Origin of the sequence: Marinitoga lauensis (assembly GCF_004135675.1) — a bacterium.
Lineage (GTDB): Bacteria > Thermotogota > Thermotogae > Petrotogales > Petrotogaceae > Marinitoga > Marinitoga lauensis.
On record NZ_QHLX01000015.1, the window covers coordinates 1 to 9,873 of the forward strand.

At 29.9% G+C, this 9,873-nt stretch carries 18 protein-coding genes; all 18 read right to left on the reverse strand.

Annotation, left to right across the window (positions count from 1 at the left end):
• Positions 1-29 precede the first annotated feature (29 nt).
• Positions 30-161, reverse strand: a complete 132-nt coding sequence (locus DJ007_RS19595) for a hypothetical protein (protein WP_276318812.1) — start codon at positions 159-161, stop codon at positions 30-32.
• 2,427 nt (positions 162-2,588) lie between these two features.
• Entirely contained in the window at positions 2,589-2,807 is a 219-nt protein-coding gene (locus tag DJ007_RS14205; RefSeq protein ID WP_129410146.1) for a hypothetical protein, read from the reverse strand.
• A 122-nt stretch (positions 2,808-2,929) separates the two neighbouring features.
• On the reverse strand, positions 2,930-3,259 hold the full coding sequence (locus DJ007_RS14210; protein WP_129409060.1) for a hypothetical protein: 330 nt from the start codon (positions 3,257-3,259) through the stop codon (positions 2,930-2,932).
• Between the two features lie 267 nt (positions 3,260-3,526).
• Positions 3,527-3,718, reverse strand: coding sequence for a hypothetical protein (locus DJ007_RS14215; protein WP_129410147.1), 192 nt, complete (start codon positions 3,716-3,718; stop codon positions 3,527-3,529).
• A gap of 538 nt (positions 3,719-4,256) precedes the next feature.
• On the reverse strand, positions 4,257-4,481 hold the full coding sequence (locus DJ007_RS14220; protein WP_129410148.1) for a hypothetical protein: 225 nt from the start codon (positions 4,479-4,481) through the stop codon (positions 4,257-4,259).
• 53 nt (positions 4,482-4,534) lie between these two features.
• Entirely contained in the window at positions 4,535-5,395 is an 861-nt protein-coding gene (locus DJ007_RS14225) for an IS110 family transposase (RefSeq protein ID WP_129410149.1), read from the reverse strand.
• Between the two features lie 179 nt (positions 5,396-5,574).
• Complete coding sequence (locus DJ007_RS15020) at positions 5,575-5,745, reverse strand: hypothetical protein (RefSeq protein ID WP_165974209.1); 171 nt, start codon at positions 5,743-5,745, stop codon at positions 5,575-5,577.
• 275 nt (positions 5,746-6,020) lie between these two features.
• A complete protein-coding gene (locus DJ007_RS19600) occupies positions 6,021-6,152 on the reverse strand; it encodes a hypothetical protein (protein WP_276318813.1) in 132 nt (43 codons plus the stop codon).
• The gene (locus tag DJ007_RS14230) at positions 6,127-6,405 is read right to left on the reverse strand and encodes a hypothetical protein (RefSeq protein ID WP_129409064.1); all 279 of its coding nucleotides are present in this window, start codon (positions 6,403-6,405) and stop codon (positions 6,127-6,129) included. The genes DJ007_RS19600 and DJ007_RS14230 overlap by 26 nt, the downstream gene beginning before the upstream one ends.
• A gap of 59 nt (positions 6,406-6,464) precedes the next feature.
• Positions 6,465-6,653: a helix-turn-helix domain-containing protein gene (locus DJ007_RS14235; protein WP_129409050.1), complete on the reverse strand. Its 189-nt coding sequence runs from the start codon at positions 6,651-6,653 to the stop codon at positions 6,465-6,467.
• Between the two features lie 324 nt (positions 6,654-6,977).
• Positions 6,978-7,595 carry a zonular occludens toxin domain-containing protein gene (locus DJ007_RS14240; protein WP_129408989.1) on the reverse strand — a complete coding sequence of 206 codons (618 nt, stop codon included), beginning with the start codon at positions 7,593-7,595 and terminating at the stop codon, positions 6,978-6,980.
• Positions 7,592-7,849, reverse strand: coding sequence for a hypothetical protein (locus tag DJ007_RS14245; RefSeq protein WP_129410150.1), 258 nt, complete (start codon positions 7,847-7,849; stop codon positions 7,592-7,594). The genes DJ007_RS14240 and DJ007_RS14245 overlap by 4 nt, the downstream gene beginning before the upstream one ends.
• Positions 7,846-8,064, reverse strand: coding sequence for a hypothetical protein (locus DJ007_RS14250; protein WP_129410151.1), 219 nt, complete (start codon positions 8,062-8,064; stop codon positions 7,846-7,848). Before DJ007_RS14250 ends, DJ007_RS14245 begins: the two co-directional genes overlap by 4 nt.
• Before the next feature lie 47 nt (positions 8,065-8,111).
• Positions 8,112-8,264: a hypothetical protein gene (locus DJ007_RS15025; RefSeq protein WP_165974210.1), complete on the reverse strand. Its 153-nt coding sequence runs from the start codon at positions 8,262-8,264 to the stop codon at positions 8,112-8,114.
• 375 nt (positions 8,265-8,639) lie between these two features.
• Entirely contained in the window at positions 8,640-8,801 is a 162-nt protein-coding gene (locus tag DJ007_RS15030) for a hypothetical protein (RefSeq protein WP_165974211.1), read from the reverse strand.
• A gap of 54 nt (positions 8,802-8,855) precedes the next feature.
• Positions 8,856-9,074 carry a hypothetical protein gene (locus tag DJ007_RS14255; RefSeq protein ID WP_129410152.1) on the reverse strand — a complete coding sequence of 73 codons (219 nt, stop codon included), beginning with the start codon at positions 9,072-9,074 and terminating at the stop codon, positions 8,856-8,858.
• Between the two features lie 98 nt (positions 9,075-9,172).
• Positions 9,173-9,289, reverse strand: a complete 117-nt coding sequence (locus DJ007_RS20645; protein WP_438268393.1) for a tyrosine-type recombinase/integrase — start codon at positions 9,287-9,289, stop codon at positions 9,173-9,175.
• A 42-nt stretch (positions 9,290-9,331) separates the two neighbouring features.
• Positions 9,332-9,469, reverse strand: coding sequence for a hypothetical protein (locus DJ007_RS15035; protein WP_165974212.1), 138 nt, complete (start codon positions 9,467-9,469; stop codon positions 9,332-9,334).
• Positions 9,470-9,873: the final 404 nt, after the last annotated feature.

A 9,873-nucleotide genomic window follows, 5' to 3' on the forward strand; every position in this document is an offset into this window, starting at 1 on the left:
CACTTAAATACTGATAAAATTTCGTATTTTTATTTTTCAAGTTTGGGTAAATCGATCTCTTCCAGCAAGTTTAAAAATTTGCATACTATTTCTGTTGAAGTTACTGGATCAAATATATTCAAATTCTCTGCTCTAACTCTTTTAATAGCCCATGGTGTCATTTGATAAAGCCCAACCGCATTAGTGCAGGGTTACGTGCGGCTGGGTTAAAACTACTTTCTGCAAAAGCTAAAGATAATATGTCAAGGGGGGATAGAGTTTTACGCTGGCCATTATTTTAAAAGTGTTCTTATTCAAGCATTTTAAATTCTCCCACTTTATATTTTTACTTGCTTTTTTTATTGCATTTTTCCAGGATATTGCACTATGTTTATATATTTCTTTGCTTCTCTTACAATTTTCTTTAAAGCATTAGAACCTTTATTTGATTTTCTTTTTCTTCTCTTTTTAGCCATTTCTTAACCTCCTGTTAAACTGTATTAGCCTTTTAAGCGCTTTTTAAAAGTTTCTGTGATAAATTACATACCTAAAAAATACACCATCCTTAAATCGTCATATTTTAGAAGCTAAAAACTGCACTATTACTGCGTTTCAAATATTCAATATATACATTAATCGGTGAAGCATTTGCCAGTGGTTGAAAGGTTATTGCTCTTGCTACAAGCCTTACAAAAGTCGATCCTGCAATTTCTTTGGATACTCTTTATTGTTACCGTTCCACCAAATGCAACAGGTAAAGGTTCAAGAGTAACAAAAATTTGCCAGTTTGTTAGATCACCGAATACCTGAAAACCTGAAATAGCAGGTATAACTCCATTTTTTGATATGTTTTGCTGTTGTTCCGTCTAATTCTTCAAAGTCAAAATTATTACCACCTTGAACACACAGTAAAAAATTCAGGTAAATGTTTATATTATCGTTTATAATCCTGTAATTAGTATTTGCATCAACGTATATATTTTCTTTAAAACTAATATTTCAAGTGGGGCTATATCTGCAGGACAAGAAATATAAAACTTTTCAAAATTTACCAGGTTAATACTTTCAATATCCTGTAAAGTATTTCCTGGCTTAATGTACTATCAAATTTAATAGTTGCTTCTTTGGTGTTGTAAAACTACAATTCCAGTACCTTTTTCTCTGTATTCCTTGTCTATTAATTCTTTAGAAGTATCTATTACAATCTTTTTATAACTTCTTTCATTAAATCACCTCGATTATTTTGCTACCTCCGTTATAATCCTGCTGCGTCATCTGCATGATCGATAATTGAATAAATCACATCTGCTAATACTTCAATGCTTTTTTGTAATGCCTCTTAATTCATCTGGTATCTTTTCTTCATGTTCATCATAGAATGTCAAAATCTCTTCTTTACACTTTGAGCTATTTTTTCATCATTTTCATCAATCTTTTTCTTATCTCTCTAAAATATCTACAAGCATTTGTTTAATGCACTTTTAAAACGGTACAAGACTTATAATCATAGGTACAATAAATCTTAAATTAAACATTTTCTCAGTCCTTTCTTACAAATAATTTATACATATCCTCTCTGAGTTTATTAATCGCCTCGGTATTACGATCTAAACTTTTTTAATTTCACGTACTGTGTAATATAATAAAAATGCACTATATGCTGTGGGTAATCCTACATTGCTTATCATGCTCATTAATTGATCCATTAAATCACTTCCTTAAAAGCAGGAATCCTCCAACTGCTGCAGCTCCAGCAAGAATACAGGTAAGAAATTTGTTTTTTCTCTGTTCTTGTTGGTACTGCGGCTTTCTTGCAGTATCTCTGATTTTTCCACCTGTTGGATCAACTGCCGCTGCAACTTGAAAGGTTTTTCTTTGAACTGTTCTGGAATATATGATCTTGAAACTCTGTGTGTAGGTTGCGGTGTTACTCTATGAACTGCAGAGGTAACTCTGTGAATTGAAGGTCTTGAAACTGCTCTATGTACAACAGGTTTTGGCTTTGACCTTGGTTTAGGTCTGGTTTTCTTTTTTTCCCAAACATAGACCCCACTACACCGCCAACGGTTTTGTTACTCCATCAACTACACCACAACAAATTCAGCAGCACCTTTAAAGAAATCAAATGGCCCCAGCTTATAGGTATAGTCTTTTTGCCTGTTTAATTTTTTTTACATGTGACACTTTACTGGTTTAGGCCTTATTACAGGTCTTTTTACATGTGGTCTGGTTTTCTTGGCATTACTCCTGGTCTTCTCATTCCTATACTTCTTGGTGGTTTTTTATTCTTCCTGGTGTTAATCTTGTATATTTATGTTGCCTCATTCTCATCTAATCACCTCACTTATTCATAAGCAAACTATTAATAATACACCTGCAAGCCCTAAATAGCGAATAACATTGTATTATCATTTTCTTTTCTTCTGTTTTACCACTATTTGTTGTGGTTGTGGTCTTGGTGCTGGTGCAGGTGCGGGGCTGGTTTAGAACCCCCATTTAATAAATTATTTGCAAATCCTACTACGCCTTTTGCTGCATTAAAGATACCTCCTAATATATCCATGCGTTTCACCTCGCTTATAACTTTCTTTGATGTTCAAGCACCATTTCTATACTGTATCCATACTTGCTGCAATTTCTTCGAATTCTGCTTTGTCAAATTCAATAACCGGTATTTCAACAAATGTCAATGGGTTGTCAAAATCAACTGCAACTGGTGCATTTACATATACTTGAAGCATGAAATCATCAAGTAATGCAATGTATGGAAGATAGTATGAACTTTCAAAAATTTTTTTGCTGTTTAAATCTCCTAAGGATCCTTTCATGAATGACTTAATTTCTGTAGAGGATCCGAGCGGTGCTTCCCATGCAATTTTGTAATATCCATCTAAGAATAAATAATAGACTTTTAATGTTCCTGTTATTCCTGTTTCTGAACTGGTTAATGTTATTTTTTGTTTATGCTATCTATGGCTTTCACGCCCAATGTATGTACTGTTCCGTTTCCTTCATCAAGTACGGCATATACTGATTTGCTTAAGTCATCTGTATCAACAACAGCGATTTTACCTGCAACTGTTACGTTAAATTCAGTAGCGCTAATTGTGTAATTAGCTGCTTCATGTTTTGAAGCTAATTTCATTCTAAATGGTCTATCACTGTCAATTTGATATATTTTTTGTCCTGGTACGTCAAATTCCAGGACTTTTGAATCTTTGTTTACTACATTTGCATATTTTTCAAAGTCATTTAAAAATAAGGTTTTTACTGTATTCATTTACATCACCTCAATATTCTTCATAGTCTTCATATTCTTCTGGTATATCCACTTCATAATCTGCTCCTAATAGATCCATTTCTTGTACTTCTGATGTTGTTAATTCAACTGCTGGAATTTCTATTTTTGATTTTGTTAAATCAAGGGTTATGTCTGAACTTACTTCTACAAATACTTCAAATTTTTCTAATTCTTCAAATAATAGGTCGTTTTCAACAGGGAATGTTAATGCTTCTTGATATTTTTCGTTGTATTGATCACTTTCTGTTATTTCTCTGTATGCTCTGTATTCTTTTCTGCACTCAATTGTGTTGCAAGCATTTCTTTACTACTTTTACCTGCAAAACAAATTTTTGTGTCTGCTGATAATTCGTTTCCTGCTGCGTCTCTTAATTTCATTCTTATTGCAGGGTTATTTAATATTACAAATGCACTTTTTCTTGGCGGTACTATTTCCAATATTTTATAGCCTGTCCGGCTTTTAAACTTACTGTGTCTGAATAACTTGCCCATTCATCACTTAATGAAAGTACTCTTTGATTCATATTTTCTTACCTCCTCTTACTTCTTTAATTTTTTGTCATTTTTAATACTACAAATAATATTCCTGCTCCCGCTGCTGCTCCTGCTGCTAAATCCTTCCAGTTTGTTTTTAAGTAATCTACTAATTTATCCATACTTTCTACCTCCTTGAGTTTTTTTGTCGCTTTTTGTGCGATACAGTGTTATTTTGTTCTTTTTTGTTGTACAAATTCAAGATGGTAAAAAGCACATATAATAACAAAAGACGGTCAAATTTTGATACTAATTTGACCGCCTTTTGTACAAATAATAATATATTTTCGTACAAATTTGTACGATTTTTTTTATATTTTTTCACAGTTTATAACAAGTCATCACATTTTTTGTCCGCTAAAATTTGAGCCTCTAAGCTTATTGAAGTACAAAAAGATATAGTTTTATACATAATAAATAAAAAAACGGCTTATTTTGGCCGTTATTTTTCATATATCACCATATTTTTACCCAGGAACTTTATTATTTTTTCATTCGCTATATATTTTCTTGATTTTTTGTTTGATAGTTTGTTGTTTTCTACTTCTATTATTTCTTTTATTAATATTAAGGTTTTTCTGTCTATATATTCAATACTTTTATTGTATTCTCTTTTATATTTTAATATATAAAATATCCTTATTATTATTCTCGCCGCTACTTTCATTACCGCTTTATAGTGATTGTTGTATTTATATGTGTAGTAATATACCGCTCTTTTTATGTTATTATCCCGCTTTTTTGCATGTTTCTTAGTATGAATAGATACATTTTTGCTTTAAATACTTTGTGGGATATTATTTTTTTCGTCCTTTTTATGCTCGTTCCCGATTCTTCTTTTGCTACTCCAAAGCCTAAGAACTTTTTAAATGCTTTTACTGTTTTAAATCGTTTTATATCTACTATTTTTGATACTATTATACACGCGTCATAATATGAGAATTTCGGTATTGTCATTATCGCTTTTATCTGTTCTTTTATGAATTTATGTGAATCTACGTATTTATTTATTTTTTCTTCTAATAATTCAATGCTTTCTTCTATGTTTTTTATCCTGTTTACCCTTAAGTGTATTAATTTGTTTTCTGTGTTTAATGCATATTTTATTAGCTTCGCTTTTGTTAGATCATGCGTTTTTTCGTCTATTACATATAATTCTGATCTAAGCCTGTTAAATTCTCTTGTTTTCGCTTTTAATAAGCTTTCCCTTTCTGAAATCATTAAGTTAAGTTTTTTCGCTATTATATATTTTTTATCTACTTTGTATTTTGTAAATTGCTTTTCTTGCGTGTAATAATATGTTTCAAGTATTTTTGCGTCTATTGAGTCGTTTTTTTGAAATCTGTTTCCTTTGAATTTTGCTATTAAATATGTTGGTACTACATATACGTTAAATTCTTTATATAATTTTTCTATTAAAGGTATTGAATATACTCCTGTGGGTTCTAATAATATATTTTTTATTTTGTTTTCTTTTAAATGTTTTTTTAGTTTGTTTATTTCTTTTGATGAAAACCTTTTTACTTTCTGGTTTATGCTTACATAATGCATGCTTTTTCCTACGTCAATGCCTGCTACCACCCGTGTTACCCCCTTTTTTTGAGCTAAAATAAAAGCCAGTTCCTTGCCCACTAATCCGTTAAATATACTTTTATTACCAATATACCCTTACGAGCTTTTGGAACTGGCTTTTATATGTCCTGGCACTCCACTAATTAATAAAAATCGTTGTTTCATTATAACATTAAGAGTTACCAGGACTATATCAATTTTAAACTGTATTCTTTTACTTCTTTTTGCATTTTGTATAATAATTTTTTTCTTATGTGGTCTTTTACAAACGTATTGTCCGTATTAAATATTATTTCTCTTGTTTCTTCTTTTATATCTACATTTAAGAATCCTGCATATAATTGTAATTCTGAATACATTTCATCTGTTAAGATATGCTTTAATATTTTTATTTTTCGCTTTCTTTTTCTATTTTACTTTTTCTGTTGTTGTATCTTTTTAGCTTGTTCTTCTCTTATTTTTTCTTTGGCCAACTCTCCGAAATATATTTTTGTCTTGTTGTATTTACTTTCGTAGTATATTAATCCTTCTTGTTTTAAGGTACGAAATATTTTATTACTTTGGTTTCTATATTTACTTCTTTTGAAACTTTATTATAGTAACATTATCAATAGGATTATTAAAAAAATTTTCATTAATTTAAATAGTAAATAATTATATATTCTACAAGTATAACATCAAAATGTTTTTCTAATGCTATTTTCTGAAATTCAATAAATAGTGTTGCAACATTGAATGTTTTAGTAACTTTGTTTTCTTTGTACAACTTCCCCACCCTCTTGCACTATACGTCTTTTTTTGCTATAATTATTATGGGACTCATTGGCGTGGGATCCCAATGTGCTGGCGGTTGGCATACTTGTGTGCTGATCGCCTTTTTCTATTTTATATACTTCATATATCAGATCTAATATACTTTTTAATAATTCTGGATCCTTTATTTTCTCTGCTATTCTTATAACTCGCATTAATGCATTTTCATATCCTGTTATATATCCTCTTTCATACTCGGTTCTCATTCTTTCCCCTCCTTGTAAATTTATTTTTCTTAGGGTATAATCCGTAGAAATTTTTACATTCAATTTTCTGTATCTTGCTTAAATAAAATATTTTTAATGTCTTCTTCTTTGATATAATATACATTTCCTACTTTATAGCTTTTTAGTTTTTTCTCTTTTATCCAACGTCGTATAGTTTCCGGATGTTTATTCAACATACTACCAGTTTCTTTTAAAGTAAAAAATTTTATACCTTCTAATTCAATCATAAAAACCCTCCTTTATATAATTTTGTATAGGCAACTCAATATTATTATATATTTTTACACATAAAAAATCAAGGTTTATTTTCTTTCTTAACATAATCTTAATAAAAAGATTTACGGTATTTATAAACTGTATTTATGTATTTAGCAATAGCGAAATATGTATTATAAGCTAATTTCATGTGTTAAGGTGGTAATCCACGGTTACCACATGTGGTAATCCACAGTTACCACCTTTTATTAAGGTAGTAATTCTCAATTACCACCTTTTAAACAAAAAACATGAAGGTGGTAATCCACGGTTACCACCTTCAAAAAAACGTAACATTATAAAACTTTATCATTTTTAGCAATTTCATAATTACCTCTCCAGGTATCAATGACAATACATTCATATTTATTTAGTTGTTCCATAATCTTCTTATCAACACCGTATTTTCTTGCAGTTTCGAGCTCATTAAGTTCAAAGAATTTAAATAAAATAAGGATATGAGCTTGTTTAATAGCCGCTTTATTTATATCACTAAACTGCTGGGTAACAAAAATAATATCAATACCTCGTTTTCTTGCAGTTTTAACGAGTTTTTCTAATTCAATAGGATTCTTTTTGAGCGGATAAAACATATGAGCTTCGTCTATTAATAAAACTATATTTCCCTTATTCCATACAGAACGAGAAAATCTATTTACAAAATTGAACAGCAAAGTATCGTCTATATATTCAGTCTCAATAATAAGTCTATCAAAAGAGGTTATAAGCTTATCAGTATTAATTTTATCAGCTATTTCATCGTTTAACTGTAATAACTTCATATTACCGAGTTTAAGGTGATCATGCGAATTATCCAGGACGAATAATTTCTTTTCTTCAGCTAATTCATTAGCTAATTTTCTTGCAAGATAACTTTTACCTGATCCTGATTTTCCAAGAATAGTATAAATCATTCTCCCACCTCTGGTAAATTTGGTAAAGCTGGGATAATAAACCCATTTCCTATAATACCGATTGCACCAAGGATAAGAACCATTTTAGGGCTCATTTTTTTAATAGAGAGTGTATTAACAGCATCTTTAAATCCTAACATTTTCAAATAAGCCATAGTAGATTGCTTATATCTTTCGACGAAAGTAGGATCATTAATTTTACGTATATTAGCGATTTGAGAGCCTACAAATTCAATACCCATTTCAATAGTCATATCATCGAACTGAAAATTATCGATAAAATCATTTCGTTTATAGTTTCATCTGTTTCTGTATCTTCCATAATTTCCTGAAAATCATTAACAACAACATCATTTATATTCTCCATATTATAACCCCTTCTAAATTGTGCAAATGGATCTATTTTTTCCTGGACAACAGGTGCAGGCATAACCTTATTTTCAATAACTGGTGTAGAACTTCTTTGCATTAAAGCAATAACAAAACCGGCAAAAACAGCAATAGCAAGTGGTTTAACTATATCCAGGATATTGTCATTTTCTTTAGGTTGTTCTTTTTTTCCTCTTTTTTTTCAATAACGGGTTCTGTATAATTTTCATACACAGTTGCCTTTGATTCTCTAACAGCCTGTCTTAAAATAACAGGCACAGAAGTTTTATTTACTTCCATATCCTCTATCACCTCAGTTTCATTTATATCTTCCTCAACGTATCTTTACCTTTCAAAGTTTCTTTCAACCTATCAATTAAGTATTTTTTCTCTTCATAATACTTTGCAGCGATTTCCTGAGCTGCTTTAATTTTTCCTCATAAGTTTGAGCTGATCTATCTATATTTTGAAAGAAAAAAGAAGTAATTCTAAATCATCGGCATATTTTTCAAGTTGTTTCAAATGATGTTGTACTGAATTCTTATGCAAATCTAAAGCACTGGCAATTTGGCCAAAGAAAGGTTATACCGTCTCATAAAATAAATACTAATAGCCTCTAACTCATAAAACTTCAAGAAACTTCACCCCTCAATATTTTAAAAATGATAAATCCTATTAAAAAATTCCCAGTGATCCAATCAAAAGACTTGATCCTGCACTTTGGCCAACGAGTTTTAATTCATCTGCATTTTTAGCGATAATATCAATTACACGTATTGTAATTACTTCAACTGCGAAAGTGCCAGCAAAATAGTAACTAAAATGGCAAAAACCCACTTAGCGGCTAACTTAACATCAGTGGGATTATCAAGTCTATATATTTCCCTTTTTTCAAATCCAATTTTTAGCGTTATTAGTGGGATCTAAATCCATTCTATACATTATTTTCAAACCATCGTCATAATCTTTTATATCCAGGATATTTAAAGATTTCATAATCCAACCTTTTTTTCTAAATTCAGAATCTAATTTAAAATAAATATTATTATTAGCGGCATAAACATTAGCGACTGACTTAACAGGTAATATAACATCGAGAATTAATTCCATATTTTCACCTCGCAATACTACATATAGTATTAATAATATAACCACATACTAAATATACCATAAAAGTATACTTATTGTCAATGATAAACAAATGAATATCATGTCAGTTTAACGTCATTTGATGAAAACTTTAGATAAATAGCCGTAGTATTCAAACTTGAATGACCTAACAATGACTGAATAACGTTTATAGGCACACCTTCATTAATTTTGATATAGCAAAAGAATGTCTTAGCTTATGAACGCTAACGTCCTTTTCAATACCAGCCTTTTAGCTGCGATTTAATTTCTCTTTGAATAGATCTTTTACCAGGTAAAATATCTTTAAAGTTTTCAAATAGATCTTTTAATTTCTTATCAATCTTCAAAACTCTTTCCTTATTACCTTTACCCAAAACACGTAATATATATGTATTTCTATTTATTTTTCAAAATCCAGGTTATATAGCTCTGATAATCTCAACCCTGTTTTATATATAAACTCAAAGATATAGCAATAAGGTTCTCGAGAATTTTAATAAGCTTTTAATTTCTTTTCAGTTAAAAAACGTGGTAAAGCGTTATAACGAGGGGTTTTAAATGCTCCCAGAATTTCTTTTTAATTTTCCCATTATCGTATAAATAATTAAAAATGAGCGAACTATAGTAATTTTTCGAGCTATAGTATTTGGCTTTTGATTTTTAATTTTCTCCATGAATAAATTTAAACCCTGCATTGAAGCAGGGTTTTAACTTTAGAAAATTCATTTAAAACCTGGTTATAATTTTTCAAAGTAGTTGAATTTACATTTTTATCAAA

Bases quoted from the DNA above. Each gene is read 5' to 3' on its own strand.
- DJ007_RS15020 (WP_165974209.1), bottom strand. From the start codon at position 5,745: ATGTATTCAGAATTACAATTATATGCAGGATTCTTAAATGTAGATATA.
- DJ007_RS14235 (WP_129409050.1), bottom strand. From the start codon at position 6,653: ATGATTGAATTAGAAGGTATAAAATTTTTTACTTTAAAAGAAACTGGT.
- DJ007_RS14210 (WP_129409060.1), bottom strand. From the start codon at position 3,259: ATGAATACAGTAAAAACCTTATTTTTAAATGACTTTGAAAAATATGCA.
- DJ007_RS14220 (WP_129410148.1), bottom strand. From the start codon at position 4,481: ATGAAAGTAGCGGCGAGAATAATAATAAGGATATTTTATATATTAAAA.
- DJ007_RS14205 (WP_129410146.1), bottom strand. From the start codon at position 2,807: ATGAAAGGATCCTTAGGAGATTTAAACAGCAAAAAAATTTTTGAAAGT.
- DJ007_RS19595 (WP_276318812.1), bottom strand. From the start codon at position 161: ATGACACCATGGGCTATTAAAAGAGTTAGAGCAGAGAATTTGAATATA.
- DJ007_RS14230 (WP_129409064.1), bottom strand. From the start codon at position 6,405: ATGAGAACCGAGTATGAAAGAGGATATATAACAGGATATGAAAATGCA.
- DJ007_RS15025 (WP_165974210.1), bottom strand. From the start codon at position 8,264: ATGGAAGTAAATAAAACTTCTGTGCCTGTTATTTTAAGACAGGCTGTT.
- DJ007_RS14245 (WP_129410150.1), bottom strand. From the start codon at position 7,849: ATGACTATTGAAATGGGTATTGAATTTGTAGGCTCTCAAATCGCTAAT.
- DJ007_RS14240 (WP_129408989.1), bottom strand. From the start codon at position 7,595: ATGATTTATACTATTCTTGGAAAATCAGGATCAGGTAAAAGTTATCTT.
- DJ007_RS14250 (WP_129410151.1), bottom strand. From the start codon at position 8,064: ATGCAAAGAAGTTCTACACCAGTTATTGAAAATAAGGTTATGCCTGCA.
- DJ007_RS14255 (WP_129410152.1), bottom strand. From the start codon at position 9,074: ATGGAATTAATTCTCGATGTTATATTACCTGTTAAGTCAGTCGCTAAT.